The 14342-nt window shown below is 70.4% G+C and carries 18 protein-coding genes, 1 tRNA gene and 1 pseudogene; 11 read left to right on the plus strand and 9 right to left on the minus strand.

Annotation, left to right across the window (positions count from 1 at the left end; genetic code table 11):
- A pseudogene (locus tag HTZ82_RS01960) lies at positions 1-641 on the plus strand (hypothetical protein); the annotation flags it as partial.
- A gap of 85 nt (positions 642-726) precedes the next feature.
- Positions 727-800, plus strand: a tRNA-Ala gene (locus HTZ82_RS01965).
- Between the two features lie 236 nt (positions 801-1036).
- Here HTZ82_RS01965 and HTZ82_RS01970 read toward each other — a convergent pair.
- Positions 1037-1729 carry a hypothetical protein gene (locus HTZ82_RS01970; RefSeq protein WP_175407502.1) on the minus strand — a complete coding sequence of 231 codons (693 nt, stop codon included), beginning with the start codon at positions 1727-1729 and terminating at the stop codon, positions 1037-1039.
- Between the two features lie 239 nt (positions 1730-1968).
- Between HTZ82_RS01970 and HTZ82_RS01975 the strand changes: the two genes are divergently transcribed.
- Positions 1969-2472, plus strand: coding sequence for a hypothetical protein (locus tag HTZ82_RS01975; protein ID WP_175407503.1), 504 nt, complete (start codon positions 1969-1971; stop codon positions 2470-2472).
- Between the two features lie 46 nt (positions 2473-2518).
- Here HTZ82_RS01975 and HTZ82_RS01980 read toward each other — a convergent pair whose 3' ends face one another.
- Both HTZ82_RS01980 and HTZ82_RS01985 read right to left on the minus strand, forming a co-directional pair.
- Complete coding sequence (locus HTZ82_RS01980) at positions 2519-3007, minus strand: DUF4265 domain-containing protein (protein ID WP_175407504.1); 489 nt, start codon at positions 3005-3007, stop codon at positions 2519-2521.
- A 58-nt stretch (positions 3008-3065) separates the two neighbouring features.
- Positions 3066-3671 carry a DUF6461 domain-containing protein gene (locus tag HTZ82_RS01985; protein ID WP_254711564.1) on the minus strand — a complete coding sequence of 202 codons (606 nt, stop codon included), beginning with the start codon at positions 3669-3671 and terminating at the stop codon, positions 3066-3068.
- A gap of 128 nt (positions 3672-3799) precedes the next feature.
- Here HTZ82_RS01985 and HTZ82_RS01990 point away from each other — a divergent pair, with 128 nt between their 5' ends.
- The 3 genes from HTZ82_RS01990 (at position 3800) to HTZ82_RS33030 (ending at position 5330) form a co-directional block, all read left to right on the plus strand.
- Positions 3800-4225 carry a DUF4259 domain-containing protein gene (locus HTZ82_RS01990; protein ID WP_175407506.1) on the plus strand — a complete coding sequence of 142 codons (426 nt, stop codon included), beginning with the start codon at positions 3800-3802 and terminating at the stop codon, positions 4223-4225.
- Between the two features lie 48 nt (positions 4226-4273).
- Entirely contained in the window at positions 4274-4666 is a 393-nt protein-coding gene (locus HTZ82_RS01995; protein ID WP_309235270.1) for a hypothetical protein, read from the plus strand.
- Positions 4667-5171: 505 nt separating this feature from the next.
- A complete protein-coding gene (locus HTZ82_RS33030; protein ID WP_375540771.1) occupies positions 5172-5330 on the plus strand; it encodes a hypothetical protein in 159 nt (52 codons plus the stop codon).
- Here the strand turns inward: HTZ82_RS33030 and HTZ82_RS02000 are convergent.
- The 5 genes from HTZ82_RS02000 to HTZ82_RS02015 form a co-directional block, all read right to left on the minus strand.
- On the minus strand, positions 5297-5695 hold the full coding sequence (locus HTZ82_RS02000) for a DUF5958 family protein (protein WP_175407507.1): 399 nt from the start codon (positions 5693-5695) through the stop codon (positions 5297-5299). The genes HTZ82_RS33030 and HTZ82_RS02000 overlap by 34 nt on opposite strands.
- Positions 5692-6327, minus strand: a complete 636-nt coding sequence (locus HTZ82_RS02005) for a Fic family protein (RefSeq protein WP_175407508.1) — start codon at positions 6325-6327, stop codon at positions 5692-5694. The genes HTZ82_RS02000 and HTZ82_RS02005 overlap by 4 nt, the downstream gene beginning before the upstream one ends.
- The gene (locus HTZ82_RS31915; RefSeq protein WP_254711565.1) at positions 6324-6494 is read right to left on the minus strand and encodes a hypothetical protein; all 171 of its coding nucleotides are present in this window, start codon (positions 6492-6494) and stop codon (positions 6324-6326) included. Before HTZ82_RS31915 ends, HTZ82_RS02005 begins: the two co-directional genes overlap by 4 nt.
- Before the next feature lie 12 nt (positions 6495-6506).
- Positions 6507-6995, minus strand: a complete 489-nt coding sequence (locus HTZ82_RS02010; protein ID WP_254711566.1) for a hypothetical protein — start codon at positions 6993-6995, stop codon at positions 6507-6509.
- Positions 6996-7077: 82 nt separating this feature from the next.
- Positions 7078-7635 (minus strand): TetR/AcrR family transcriptional regulator, encoded by a 558-nt coding sequence (locus HTZ82_RS02015; RefSeq protein ID WP_175407509.1) that lies wholly within the window; start codon positions 7633-7635, stop codon positions 7078-7080.
- A gap of 97 nt (positions 7636-7732) precedes the next feature.
- Here HTZ82_RS02015 and HTZ82_RS02020 point away from each other — a divergent pair, with 97 nt between their 5' ends.
- Positions 7733-8341, plus strand: coding sequence for a DUF2867 domain-containing protein (locus HTZ82_RS02020; protein WP_175407510.1), 609 nt, complete (start codon positions 7733-7735; stop codon positions 8339-8341).
- Between the two features lie 97 nt (positions 8342-8438).
- Positions 8439-9212 carry an alpha/beta fold hydrolase gene (locus HTZ82_RS02025; RefSeq protein ID WP_175407511.1) on the plus strand — a complete coding sequence of 258 codons (774 nt, stop codon included), beginning with the start codon at positions 8439-8441 and terminating at the stop codon, positions 9210-9212.
- A gap of 1 nt (position 9213) precedes the next feature.
- Here HTZ82_RS02025 and HTZ82_RS02030 read toward each other — a convergent pair whose 3' ends face one another.
- Positions 9214-9669: an Lrp/AsnC family transcriptional regulator gene (locus tag HTZ82_RS02030; RefSeq protein ID WP_175407512.1), complete on the minus strand. Its 456-nt coding sequence runs from the start codon at positions 9667-9669 to the stop codon at positions 9214-9216.
- 117 nt (positions 9670-9786) lie between these two features.
- Here HTZ82_RS02030 and HTZ82_RS02035 point away from each other — a divergent pair, with 117 nt between their 5' ends.
- The 3 genes from HTZ82_RS02035 to HTZ82_RS02045 all read left to right on the plus strand — a co-directional run bounded on the left by HTZ82_RS02035 (position 9787) and on the right by HTZ82_RS02045 (position 14284).
- Positions 9787-10833, plus strand: coding sequence for an asparaginase (locus HTZ82_RS02035; RefSeq protein WP_175407513.1), 1047 nt, complete (start codon positions 9787-9789; stop codon positions 10831-10833).
- A gap of 50 nt (positions 10834-10883) precedes the next feature.
- Complete coding sequence (gene aspA / locus HTZ82_RS02040) at positions 10884-12362, plus strand: aspartate ammonia-lyase (protein ID WP_175407514.1); 1479 nt, start codon at positions 10884-10886, stop codon at positions 12360-12362.
- 194 nt (positions 12363-12556) lie between these two features.
- Complete coding sequence (locus HTZ82_RS02045; RefSeq protein ID WP_175407515.1) at positions 12557-14284, plus strand: RICIN domain-containing protein; 1728 nt, start codon at positions 12557-12559, stop codon at positions 14282-14284.
- Positions 14285-14342: the final 58 nt, after the last annotated feature.

Below are 14342 nucleotides of genomic sequence, written 5' to 3' on the forward strand. Positions count from 1 at the left end.
CGACGGTGATCCTCTTCCTCGCGTTCACACTCGGCGCCATCGCCGCGGCCGTCGGCGGCCTCGCCTTCCTGTGGGCGCCCGCTGTCCCGGCGGTCCTGCTCAGCGCGTACATCGTGTACCTGCGCCGCCAGGAGCGCCGCCGCTTCGTGTACGTCATGGACCGCCGCCGCGCCGAGGCCGCCGCGCAGCGCCTGCGCGAGAACCGCCCGCGCCGCCGCCCCGCCGCCCCGGCACCGCACCAGGACGACGAGCCCCCCGCGCACGCGGACCCCGCACCCCAGGTCTCCCCGGCGGAGGCGGGCCGCCGCGCCCTGGTCGAGCAGACGGACCACGCCGAGTGGGTCGACCAGCAGCGCGACCGCGGCCCGGCCCGCGGCGACAGCTGGGACCCCGTCCCGGTCCCGCTCCCCACCTACGTCACCGCCCCGGTCGCCCCCCGCGCCACGAGCGGCGTCGACGTCACCGACCCGGAGACCTGGAGCGCCGCCCGCTCCTCCCCGGCGGAACCCACCCCGCCCCCACCGACCCGCAAGAACCCCAACCCCTCAGCCACGGCCCCCCGCCGCCCCCGCGACCACGGCCGCACCCCGCTCTTCGACCAGTACGCCGACGACGACCGCCCCCGCGCCGCCAACGAGTGACCCCCGTGATCCACGTCTCCGCCCCAACCCCGGCAACGGATTTCCGGGCAGCCGGATCGGGATGCTAAGGTTTCACACGTCGCAAGGGCCTGTGGCGCAGACTGGTAGCGCACCTCGTTCGCATCGAGGGGGTCAGGGGTTCAAATCCCCTCAGGTCCACAGACACGACTGTTCTTGAGTTAGCTCAGGAAGAGTTGACGAGATCCCGTCCGATCTGATTGATCGGACGGGATCTCGGCGTTTCCGGGGTCTGTTCGAGGTGTGTCCGAACGGGTTCGGTGCCGGGAGCGGTTGCCTGGCGGTCGTCGGCCTGAAGTTTCGGGGTGGTCCGAGTGTATGGGGCGTTCTGGGACTGTCGACGAGCGTGCGTGATCCCCGCTGGTGGTGCTGAGGTCTCAGGTGGTCGTGCGGCTCTCCGGACCGTTGGGTGGAGGCAGGCTGGCCGTGTCAGGTTCCCGTGCGGCAGGTTCGGCGATGGGGGCGACTTCATGAGTGGTCGCGGTCGCTCGGGTTCCGGTGGTCTGCTGCCAGGTGAAGAGGATGTGCAGGTTGATGCTGCAGATCATTAGCGCGAGCAGGATGGTCTGCGCGGCCCGTCCGTGGGCGAGCCGCTTCGCGGGGTCGGAGATGTCGATGCCGTGGCTCTTGGCTCTGCCGTTGAGGCCCTCGATGTTCGCTCGCTCGGGCCGGTAGGTGTCCTGCCAGGTGGGGTGGAGGTAGTGCCGGTCCTGGCGGAACTTGTCGAGCTTGCCGAGGTCGCCGGGCCGGATGGTGATCGTGGGCTTCCGGCAGATCCGTGGCAGCTCGCTCTTGGGCAGGGGGCGCAGTCGTTCGCCTTGAGGGATCGGGACGGTGGGCTTGGCCGCGCTGTGTGCGGCGGTGGCCCGCTTGTGGGTGAGGTCGACCACGGCCGGCCGGGGTGCCGGGACGCGGTGGACCTGGTTGAAGCGGGGGCACGACACAGCGGGCGAGGGCCCGCTGGCCGGGCACTGGAGCCTGATCGCGCCCCGCTCGTCCGCGGACTGCTCCATCCCTGCCGCCTCGGCCCACAACGCCAGCCTGCCGACCACGTGCAGCAGCCGCTCCACGTCATTAGGGAACGGCTGTCACGGCTGCCGCGACGATCGACCGCACCAGCGGCGCGACATCGGCCCAGACAGGCGGAACACTCTTGGGACGGTAGCGGGTGATCTTCGCGGACGTGACGGGATCAAGGACCACGGTCCATGCATACCGGCTGGACAAGCAGCCATTCCGCAGCTGATCAACCTCAACGGATGCCAAGACCTCACGGTTTCCGGTCCCGATGCTAGGAGGGCCAAGGGCGATGACTGATCTCGAGTTCAGCTGGGGGCTCAGTGGGTCCGGCTGGGCAACATGCCATATTGCTGACGGGGCTTCGGAGCACAAGAGCTTCGTCAGCTACTGCACGAATGCTCTTGCCGACGTGCTTCACGGCGTTGCGGCTCTCTACGGTCCCGGTACCATCCACCGGTTCTCCTTCGACCTCGAACCGGCCGAAGTCAGGTGGGTTCTTCGGCGCCAGGGCCCGAACGTCGACATCTCGATCTACCGGTTCCCGGATATGTCAGCGAGCTTCGACGCGAACGACGCTGACGGCACGCTCGTATGGAGTTCAAGGCAAGACCGAAGCGCTCTGAGCCATGCCGTCATGGAAGCTGCACAGTCCGTATTGCGGATCCACGGCGAAGAGGGCTATCGAGCAAAGTGGGTGCAGCACCCCTTCCCCGTTGCCGCACTCCAAGATCTCTGCCGACTGCACCTGCGTGACGACGAGTGCGACGCCCAGCACGACCTGTCGCTTCCGTAGACGGCCCAACTGGCACATTCACACAGATGCCTCTGCCCAGGCCATTTCATCCTGTAACCGTGGTCCTCCATGCAGCAGTGACGCACCCCTCTTCCCGGTGCCACCACTCCTTCGCCTCACCGTGCTCCAAGAGCTTGCGGATCCGCTGCAGGTCCGCCTCGGGCGGGACATCCAAGGCCACCATCCCGTACCGCTCGATCCCCTCGCCAGTTGTGCCGAGGCTATGGAAGGCCTTCAACACGCTCTGCCGGGCGGCAGCTGAGCCTTGGTCCTTCAGGACGATCAGCCGGATCGTGCAGTTCTGCGACGGCTGGACCGTGTCACCGGCCCAAAGAACGCCCTCGTCATCGAGTTCCACCGTGATGATGTCGCCGCTGGCCACTCCGCGTACGAACCAGGGCGTGTTGTCCAACCGCACCGTGCCGTCGCTGAGGTCCACCGCCCACAGGCTCTCGACGCTCGCCGGCGGCCAGCCGTCCTCGTCTATGTCCATTCGGAAGTGGACCTTCACGTGGTCGCCACTGATGTTCGTCACCGCGCCATCATCCATGCCACATCCACGGATCCGGTCGGGGGAGTGCGGACGGAAGAGGTCACCGGATCTGGATGGTGGCGCAGGTGAACACCGTGTCCTGGAGCAGCGCCGGAGTGATGGCGACGCCGGTCAGGTGCTCTGCCAGAGCGAACGCTGCCGGTGAGGACAGATCCGTTTCCGGGGACTCCTCATCAAGGTGGAAGCCGATCCGCACCATGACGTCGAGGAGTTCGTCTGGTGCGGTGCCCCATCGATCCTCGGGGAACATGGGGTCGAAGCAGAGTCGCAGCACCTGGTCCTCTGCCCAGAGGAAGGTGCCGACGGCGTTGACGTTGGTGAAGTGGGAGATCCAGCTCGTCCCGGCGGAGGCCGGCAGGGCTCGATGCTCGGTGACTCCGATGTAGCCGTTGGGTTCGATCAGCAGTGTCCAGGCGCCGACAGTCGTCATAGCGACCAGCTGACGGTCGCCCTCCTCCAGGTCGTACTGGGCGAAGGCGGCGTCGACGACCGCGGCTATACCCTGCAAGGGCGCCTCCGGTCGTCCTTCGAGGCGGGACACCACCTCGGCCGGCGACAGATCCCGCACCAAGGTGAAGCAGTACGCCTCGGCGATGTCTGGGAAGTCGTTTTCGAACCATGCGTAGTCCGATCCGGTCTTCGTCATGCTGCCCATCCTGGCTGCTGCCACTGACACCGGAAGGTCCCTGGGCCACCGACGGGGCTTGGACTGCGGGGGTGCTGTCAGTGGCCTCTGTCAGGATGCCCCGGTCAACATCGTGATCAGGAGAGAGCATGGGTACTTGGGACGTCGGGCCCTTCGACAACGACACCGCAGCGGACTTCTGTGGCGATCTGGATGAGGCAGCGGCGGGCGAACGCGAGGGCATTATCAGCGGCATTCTTACCCGTGTGATCGACACCGCGGGCTATCTGGAAGCACCCGAGTCCGAGCAAGCCGTGGCTGCGGCCGCCCTCGTTGCCGCGCAATGCCCTGGGGGTGAGCCGGCCGATCCCGTTTATGGGCCGGAAGAGCCTCTTCCTGATCTTGCAGGCCTGCGCGGTCTCGCCCTGCAGGCCCTCGACCGGGTCATGACCGAGCCGTCCGAGCTGATGGACCTCTGGGCGGAATCGGATGGAGGCCCCTGGCGTGCGAACATCCGCCGCCTGCAGACCGTTCTCCGGCCACAGCCGCCCGGAGAACGGCTCAGTCTGATCTGACCCACCTCAACCGCTACTCGAACCTGGAAGGCCATGATGAGCTGGGACGTGATCCTGCTTCGTCTGCCCGATGACGTCACCTCCGTGCAGGAGATCCCCGCCGACTACACTCCGGACCCGCTCGGCCACCTCCACGATGTGCTCGCGACCGTTGCCCAGGCCATCCCCGACGTCGATCTTTCAGACCCGACCTGGGGTGAGCTTCTCGGACCCACCTGGTCCATGGAGCTCAACATCGGAGCCGAGGACCCGGTGGACTCGATCATGCTCCACATACGCGGCTCCGGCGATGACGTACTGACGCCCGTCCTCCGGCTTGCCGATGCTCTGCGGTGCAAGGCGCTCGACTGCGCCGGAGGGGACCTGATCACTCCGGGGCGGACGTCGGGCTGGCACGCCTTCCAGCAGTTCCGCGATCGAATGGCCGGTACCTCGCAGTAATAACTCCCGGTCGCAGCACCAGCCTCCGACCCATGCAACCCGAGGCCCGATTGGGCCTTCTGCCCTGTCGGATGGTCACGTCCGATGAGGGCGCCGGAGGTGTACAGCCCCTGTGGCTCAGTGACGGGCTGGCCACGGCCGATCGGTGGACGCGGATGCACGTCGAACACAGGCTCCGACCTGTGGCCGCTGCTGCTCGACTCGCTGGATCCGAACGATGGCGCACTCCGTCCGTCGGGCTCCGGGAGGTCTTCCCCGAGCGGATGTCCTCCCCGGCAAGCCACGGCCCTGCGAGTCTCCTCGCGCAGTGGTGGACGACGTACACGGCCGTCGATGAAGACGACGACATGCTCGACACCGACCGGCGCCTCGCCGTCACGGCCCCCTTCGGGCAGACCGTGCCTGCCTCGCGCGCAGCCGGGAGACGGGGCGACCCCGCCGCCTGTGGACGAGCACGAGGCTCTTCCTGGTAGCGGCCGAGCATCTCGCCTTCTGCCCGGGCAACATCTGGCAGGGCAGCAAGCCGTACACACTGGCCGCATACGCCGAGCGGATCGCCGGCGCCCACCACTGGACTTCTGGGGGGGGACTGATCCGGTCCGCAGAATACGCTCAACCGGGCATTGGCTTTCAGGTGACGGCGGGCAGTCTGTGCCACCAGTGACTGCAGCCGTCGGAGCAGAAGCGCTCGCGGCGGCGCGCGTCGGCGATCGAGAGCACCGCGATCAGCAGCCTGAACGCCTTGCGGCGTTCGTCGAGAGGCGCGAGACAGGCGATGTTTCCCAGCTGCTCGTCGATCCGGCCTCGTGAGATCAGCACTGAGGGCGTATGCGTCGGGCGCAGCCCGGCACGGCGGATGCTCTCCGGTGCGTCCTCGGCGACGGCGCGTGCCTGGACGCAGTGATGGCGTAGGAAGAGCAGTACCTCGGACTGCTCTTCCTGGCCGAGGCCGTCGAACCATTCGATGCCCTGGGACATCGGGCGCAGCCCCTGCGCGAGCTCGTTGAGCAGGACGTCGCGTTCACTCATGACTGCCTCCCAGCGGTGATCAGGATTCCGAGCAGCACCGCCAGATCGGCCGCACCTTCGGCGTCGTCGGCCCAGCGGGTGGTCTGCAGTGGATGAACCTGGCCGAGGAGGACGCCTTCCCGTGCCAGGACGAAGGCCAACGTCAGCATGGCCGCACGGGCGTTGCCGTCCTCGAACGGATGGAAGAAGAGGGTGTCGAGGTAGGTCCGGGCGGCGCGTGACGGGAGGGACAGATCCGGTTGAGTGCTTTCGGACAGACAGCGCTCGAATCGCGCCCGCGTATCGGGTGCAAGGCCGTAGCGCTCCCGTCCGCCCTTCGCGAAGGCCGGCATCGTGCGGAAACCGACGAGGTCGTGGCCCAGTACGATCCGCTGCCACTTCGCCATGAGGGCGAAGGTCAGCGGCCTGCCTTGCTCCGCGTCGGCGAAGGCCACGTCGAGGGCGGTCAGGACCCGCGTGGTTCCCTCGGAGTCACGTCCGTCTCGCGTTGCCGTGAAGAAGTTGCGGAAGCCGTGGCGGGTCGGTGCTCCAGAGACGGGGCATGCGCCGCGCCAGGATGGCCAGGAGATCTCAGGCCGGATGCGCAGCCAGTCGGCAAGGCTGTCCTTCGGCCGGCCGGGCCCGGAAGTCATCTGGTTCCGCCCACGCCTTTGGCGAACCGCGAGCTCACCGCGTCGACCACCGGAACGTCAGGTGCGATCCAACTGCCGAACCGGCCGCCGACCGCGTTCTTGACCATCTCCTGGGCCTGGCACTCCTCGATGCCGCTGTAGGCGAGGAACCATCGGAGGACTTGCATGCAGTGCCCGTATCAGCCGCTCTCGGCCTGGGTGCGGTCGGCCACCACGGTGACCAGGCGGGTGCACGCCCGCTCCCAGTACCAGTGGTCCGTTGAGGCCACCGGGGTGTTGTCCGGTGGAGTCAGGGCCGCGAACCGCTCCGCCAGGTCCTCCAGCCAGCTACGCCATTCCCGAAGGGCCTCGACAACCAGCGGGGCAGTCGCATCCGGGGTCGTCACGGAGTCGGATGAACAGCACCACACCTCGACGACGCCTCCGTCGACGTCACCCTCACCGACCGACCAGTTCCATCCGCAGGCCCACCGGCCGTACCGGTCCGCCAGGAACTCGGTGACGGGATCCAGCGATCGCCAGCCATCCTCGCGAGCGACCTCAGCGCTGGGCAACAAGGGCGCGACAAGGCCCGCCAACTCCTCCGCCGCATCGGCGTTCATCTCAAAGGGATGTCGAGCCGGATCCACATCTGCCCACGTCATGGTGTGTGCCCACAGTTCGCTCACCGTGTCACTCTGCCTTGCACAGCCACCCCGACTCCACTCCATATCGAGTGGCCGCCCCATCGGCGTGGTGCCGGCGGGGCGTTCAGGCCAACAGGCGGTTCCTCACCGCGGCGAGGACTTCCGTGCGGTTGCGGGGGCCGTTGTCGGCTGCGATGAGGTGGTCGCCGATGCGCAGGGAGAAGGTGATCAGGCAGCGGGCCTCGACGTCGCCCTCGTCGGGGCAGAAGTCCCGGTAGAGCTCGCGGAGATAGTCCATGCGGCGGTTGTCGGCCCGGCGGAGGGAGCGTGCGACGCCTTCGTCGCGGCGGGCCCAGTCGCGGATCGCGAGCTCGACGCCGGGGCTGGTCACCGGGGTCTCGCTCGACCCCACGTAGGCGAAGAGGCGCGCGAGCCGCTCGCGGGCGTCGCCGCCGTCGCGCTCGATCCGCTCGATGACATCCTCGGTGACCCCGCGCTCCCAGGTGTCGAGCATCTCCTCCAGCAGGGCGGCGCGGTTGCGGAAGTAGCCGTAGAAACCGCCTTTGCTGACGCCGAGCGCCTGGGCGAGGACCTCGATCCGTACGGCCTCGGGGCCGCCGGCGGCGAGCGCCCGCAGCCCCTCCTCGATCCACTTGTTCCGCGGCGTGCGGATCGCGCCCATGCCGGTGTCTCCTCTCATGTGTGTTTGGCAAGTATACGGAGCCGTATACGTGGGGGTATGCTCGATCTATACGTCACCGTATAGACAGGGGTCTGCCATGAGCGGTCTGCGCCTTCCCTCAACCGACCACACGTCCCGGCCCTGGCGGATCCACGAGATCGCCGGCGACTTCCGGCTTGAGGATCTGTGGGCGCTGCCGACGCCGGGCGGCCCGGACGACCTGCATCACCTGGTCCGGCAGATGGCGGACGGCGAGGGCGGCCCGCACGGCGGCAACCCCGTGGGCCGCTTCCTCTTCGCGGTGCGCTGGAAGCTGGGCGCGCTGCTCGGCTGGGACAAGCCCGACTCGGGCGTCGGCGGGCGGGTGGCGACGCTGCGCGACCGGCTGCCGGACGACCTGCGCGAGGGGCCGCGGGGGCCCGACCTCAGCGCGGCGCCCTTCACGTCGGTCTTCCAGACGCACGACGAGTGGGCCGCCGAGTACGCCAACACGACCATGCACGGGGTGATGCACATCGGCTGGGTTCCCGACGGGGAAGGCGGCTACCGCGGCCAGATGGCCGTCCTGGTGAAGCCCAACGGCCGCCTCGGATCCCTGTACATGCTCGGTATCAAACCCTTCCGGTACCTGGGGGTGTACCCGGCCCTGATGCGATCGATCGGCCGGGAGTGGCGGGAGAACGCTGCGCGCCGAACGGAACGCTGACCGCCGGTACGGCAGAACCCGTGGATGCGGCCGCCGGCTCGTAGGCTTTGTGGGCCTCGTGCGTCCGCATGGGGGTGCCGACTCTCCTGGAGTTCTTGTGCGCGCTCTTCGACTGCCCGGTGCCGGCGGTCACATACGGTGGCTCGATCTTCCCGGGCGCGAGGGCGACGGGCGGGTCGTCGTGTTTCTGCACGGGCTGGGGTGTGCCGGGACCGCCGACTATCCGCAGGTCGCCGCGCAGCCGGAGCTGGCCGGGAGTCGGGCGGTCGTCGTGGACCTGCTCGGGCACGGGTACAGCGACCGGCCCGAGGCCTTCGGGTACTCGCTGCACGACCATGCCCGGTCGGTCGCGGCCGTGCTCGATCACTGCGGGATCCGCGGGGCGGCGCTCGTCGGGCACTCCATGGGCGGTGCCGTCGCCATCGTCCTGGCCTCCGAGCGGCCCGAGTTGTTCTCGCGCGTCGTGGTCGCGGAGCCCAACTGGCATGCGGGCGGCGGCCTGTACAGCCGGGCCGTCGCCGCCTACACGGAGGCCGACTTCAGCGCGTACGGCTTCGGCGAGGTGCTGGCCGGGTACGAGCCCGCGTACGCGGCGCGGGTGCGGGTCACGGCGCCGTTCGCGCTGCACCGCAGCGCCGTCGGCCTGGTGCGCGGCACCGAGCCGGACATGGGCGCCCGCTTCCTGGCCCTGCCGCACGCGCGGGCCCTCGTCGTGGGTGCCCGCAGCCGCCCGTACGAGGACGAGGACGTCATGCGGGAGGCCGGCGTCCCCGTCCTGGAGGTGCCGGAGGCCGGGCACGACCTGAGCCACGACAACCCGCGGGGGTTCGCCGCCGCACTCGCCGCCGCGCTGGCGCTCGGAGTGGCTTGAGTCAGGCGTCCACCGGGAGGCCGCGGGACTCCTTGATGCGCTTCATGATGATCTGCGAGTTGACCTCCGTGACGCCGGTCAGGGCCGTCAGTTTCTCGATCCAGAGCCTTTCGTACGCGCGGAGGTCCGCGACCGCGATGCGCAGGAGGCAGCCCGGGCTGCCGAAGAGGCGGTAGGCCTCGATGACGTCCGGGATGTCCTGGAGGGCGGACTCGAAGGCCTCGACGACCTCGCGGTCGCGCTTCACCTCGATCGAGACCAGCACCTCGAAGCCGCGGTCCACCGCCTCCGGGTCGACCACCGCGCGGTAGCCCTGGATCACACCGTCCTGCTCCAGCTGCCGGACGCGGCGCATGCAGGGCGACGGGGTCAGGCCGACGCGCTGGGCCAGCTCCTGGTTGCTGAGCCGTCCGTCGTTCTGGAGCTCGCGCAAGATTGCTCGGTCGATGGCGTCCATGGCGCAATTATTCACCAGTGAGCGTGGGGTGGTGTGGGGGGATTGGCGATCCTATTGCGTGGTTCTTTTTCTATCATTGCGTTCGTATTTCTTGGGCGTCAGCGAGGAGAAGCAACTGTGGGACGCGTCGTCGTCATCAGCACCGGCGGGACGATAGCCAGCCGTTGGCAGGGCGCCGGGTTCGCCGCCGACGCGCGGGGGCAGGAGGTCATGGCCACCGCGGCCGTGCCGGCCGACGTCGCTGTCGAGGTCGTCGACCTGTTCAGCGTGAACAGCCCCCGGCTCACCACCGCCCACCAGCTCACCCTCCTGCGCACCGTCCACGAGGTGCTCGCCGACCCCGGTGTCGACGGCGTCGTCGTCACGCACGGCACCGACACCCTGGAGGAGTCCGCGTTCCTCGTGGACCTCCACCACGACGACCCGCGCCCCGTCGTGTTCACCGGCGCCCAGCTCCCGCTCGACACCGAGGACGGCGACGGGCCCCGCAACCTCCACGACGCGCTGCTCACCGCCGCGCGCGTCCGCGGCCTCGGCGTCGTCGTCGCCTTCGACGGCAAGGTCCACGCCGCGCGCGGCACCGTCAAGACCGAGACCGTCGCCCCCGACGCCTTCCGCGACCCGTCCGGCGAGCACCTCGGCACCATCGGGTTCGGGAAGGTGTCCGTGCTGCGGCACCCCGCGCGGCCCGCCGCCCTGCCGCTGCCCGAGATGCCCGACGCCCTGCCCCGCGTCGACATGGTGATGCACCACGCCGACGGCGACCCGCTGCTCCTGAACGCCGCCGTCGACGCCGGCGCGCAGGGCATTGTCCTGGTCGCCACCGGCGCCGGCAACGCCACGCCCGAGATCGTCGACGCCGTGGCCGCCGCCACCGCCCGCGGCGTACTCGTCGCCCTCACCACCCGCGTACCGTCCGGGCCCGTCACCGAGATCTACACGCACGGCGGCGCCGTCGACCTCGTCGCCGCGGGCGCCGTGCCCACCGGGACCCTGCGCGCCGGGCAGGCCCGTATCGCCGTACTCGCCGCCCTCCTCGCCACCTCCCGGGAACTCGCCACCTCCCGGGAAGGGGAGCGGCCGCGCGTGCTGCGGCGGCTGCTCGGCGTGCCCGCCGTCGAGGGCGAGGACGCCGCCCTCGGCTCCGCGCTCGTCCGGGCCTGAGTCCCACCCCCGCCACCATCACCGCTCCCAGAAACGAGAGTTCCCACGCCATGGCCGCCGCCGCGCCGTCCCGTCCGTCCGCCTCTCCTGCCGCCTCCGCCTCCCCTGCCGCCTCCGCCTCCCCCTCCGCCTTCCGTTCCGAGCACGACCTGCTCGGCGACCGCGACGTCCCCGCCGACGCCTACTACGGCATCCACACCCTCCGGGCCGTCGAGAACTTCCCCATCACCGGAACGCCCATCTCCGCCTACCCGGAGCTCGTCGCCGCCCTCGCCTGCGTCAAGCAGGCCGCCGCGCTCGCCAACCGCGACCTCGGGCTCCTCGAAGCCCGCAAGGCCGACGCGATCGTCGCCGCCTGCGAGGAGATCCGCGGCGGCAAGCTGCACGACGCGTTCGTCGTCGACGTGATCCAGGGCGGCGCCGGCACCTCCACCAACATGAACGCCAACGAGGTCGTCGCCAACCGCGCCCTGGAGCTCCTCGGGCACGACAAGGGCGCGTACGGGAAGCTGCACCCGCTGGAGGACGTCAACGCCGGGCAGAGCACCAACGACGTCTACCCGACCGCCGTCAAGATCGCCCTGGACCTCACCGCGCAGCGCCTCATCGACGCCATGGAGGTCCTGCGCGACGCCTTCGCCGCCAAGGCGGAGGAGTTCGCCGACGTGCTGAAGATGGGGCGTACGCAGCTCCAGGACGCCGTCCCGATGACGCTGGGGCAGGAGTTCGCCTCGTACGCGATCATGCTGGAGGAGGACCGTTCGCGGCTGAGCGAGGCGCGGGCGCTCATCCGGGAGATCAATCTCGGCGGCACCGCCATCGGCACCGGGCTCAACGCGCACCCCGAGTACGCGGCCGCCGCCTGCGCGCATCTGCGTGCCATCACCGAGCTGCCGCTGAGCGTCGCGGACGACCTCGTCGAGGCGACGCAGGACGCCGGGGCGTTCGTGCAGCTCTCGGGTGTCCTGAAGCGGATCGCCGTCAAGCTCTCCAAGACCTGCAACGACCTGCGCCTGCTCTCCTGCGGGCCGCGCGCCGGCTTCGGCGAGATCAACCTGCCGCCCGTCCAGGCCGGTTCCAGCATCATGCCCGGCAAGGTGAACCCGGTCGTGCCCGAGGTGGTCAACCAGATCGCGTTCGAGGTCATCGGCAACGACATGGCCGTCACCATGGCCGCCGAGGCGGGCCAGCTCCAGCTGAACGCCTTCGAGCCGGTCATCGCGCACAGCCTGCTGAAGAGCCTCACGCATCTGCGGGCCGGCTGCCTGACGCTTGCCGAGCGCTGCGTCAGCGGCATCACCGCGAACCGCGAGCACCTCGCGCACCTCGTGACCCACTCCATCGGGCTCGCCACCGCGCTCAACCCGCACATCGGGTACGAGCAGGCCACCGCCGTGGCCACGGAGGCGCTCGGCAGCGGGCGCGGCGTCCGGGAACTCGTCCTGGAGAAGGGGCTCCTCACCGAGGACGAGCTGGCCCGGATCCTGCATCCGGACAACCTCGCGCGGCCGCACCTCCGTAACCGGTAAGCGCCGATCGGTTTTCCCCGGCTCTTTACGGAACTCTTGTTCCGGGATGGGGAGTTGTGGAATGGTGTGGCTCCCAAGCAGCCCACCAGGCTGAAACTCCCCCTGTTGGTCTTTTCCTTCGGGTGGTCTCTTCGCCAAAAGCGGAGAGCGTGCAAAAGGTACGCACCATTGGCCTGGATGGAAAGACACCCCCCATGCAGCAGCCTGCTCCCCCTCCGCACGGGCCGGCCGCCGGAGGCCCCGAAGCCGCCGGCGCCGGCGCCGCCGACGCCGCCCACGTCCCTGACGAACGCCTGGTCGCAGAGCTGCGCGCGCACGGCGACGGGGGCGGCGGCGACCCGTTCCCGGAGGCCGCGCTCCTGGCCCGGCACGGGAGTGCCGTACACGATTACGTGTCGCTGTTCGTGCCGTCCGGGAGAACCGCGACCGCCGCCACTTCGTCCATATGTGCGAGAGCGGTCGAAAGGCTGCGCACGGGCGCGTACGAAGCCGGGGCGCTGCGGCCCTATTTCCTGGTGACAGCCCGTGAGGTGCTCGACGCCTGGGCGGGAAATCGGCGGATCGCCGTCGCACTGCCCGGAATTCAGCGCCCCGGCGCACTGCCGGAGAACCGGCGACTCGTCGCACACGCTTTCTCCTCGCTGCCCGTTCCCGCGCAGGTTCTGCTCTGGCACCGGGAAGTCGAGGCGGAGGGCCTCTCCATACCCGCCGCGCTGCTCGGGATCGATCCGCGCGACGCCGGCGCACAGCTCGACGAGGCCCGCGAGCTGCTGCGCGTCGGCTGCGCGGACGCCCACCACGAACTGGCACCCGGGCAGGAGTGCCGGCACTTCGGGCGGCTCCTCGACATCTCGCTGCGCCGCACCGGCCGGCCCCTCATCCCGGACATCCAGCGCCACCTGGTGCGGTGCCGGTTCTGCCGCCACACCGCCGACCAGCTCCGGCACGGCGACGGGCGGCTGCCGCTGCTGCTCGCCGAGGCGCTGCTGGGCGAGGGCGCCGCGCGCTACCTGGACTCGCGCCCCGGGCGCGGCAGGACGCGCGGCGGGCCGGGCGACGGGCTGCGCCGTGCCGGGCGGCACGCGAGCGCGGTACGGCGCCGGCTGCGCAGGCCAGGCGGTGGGACGCTGCTCACCGGGCTCGGGGCGGGCGTGACGGGGCTGCTGGTGCTGGTGGCCGTCGCCGCGCTGTGGCCGGACGGGGAACGGGGCGGGAGCGCGGCCGGGGGCGGTGCGGGGCGCACGGCGGTGCCTCCGTCGGTGTCGGGCGGGGCGTCGGGCGAGGCGTCGGTGTCGGGCGGGGTGTCCGGTGCGGTGCCCGGGCTGCCCTCGGGCACGCCGCCGGGCGGCCCGCCGGGTGACGCCTCGGGGTCCGGGGCCGCGCCGTCGTCCGGGGCGGCGACCGGGCCCGTGACCGCGTCCCCGTCCGGTTCCTTCTCCGCCTCGTCGCCCGCCCCGGCCGGGTACCCCGTCGACGGCACGCTGCGGACCCGGCTGCGCAACGCCGCCGGGGGCGGGGAGCTGTGCCTCGACGTGCACGGCGGCGCGCCGAGGGACGGTGCCGAGCTGGTGCTCGCGCCGTGCACGGGCGCGGGCGGGCAGCTGTGGGTGTACGACGCGGACGGGCTCCTGCGCAGCGCCGCCGCGCCGCACCTGTGCCCGGACTCGGGGCGGCTCGACGGGACGGTGGTCCTCACCGGGTGCGCCGCGGGGGACCGCGTACGGTACGACATCACCATCCAGGGCGCCGTCGTCCCGCGCCACGCCGACGCCCTGGCGCTGGCGCCCGTCACGGCGGCCGCCGGGTCGGGGGTCGTCGTACGGGTCCGTGACGGCGCGCCGGAGCAGCGGTGGCTGACCGACGCGCCGCCCACGGGCCCCGCGCAGCCGGGGGTGTACCGGGCGGCGGACGGGCGGGGCTAGGGCGTGGCCTGCGGATCTTTCCCCTATCCCGCCCCTTCCCGAACTGGGGCTCCGCCCC

This window comes from Streptomyces sp. TRM64462, assembly GCF_013362995.1.
Classification (GTDB): Bacteria; Actinomycetota; Actinomycetes; order Streptomycetales; family Streptomycetaceae; genus Streptomyces.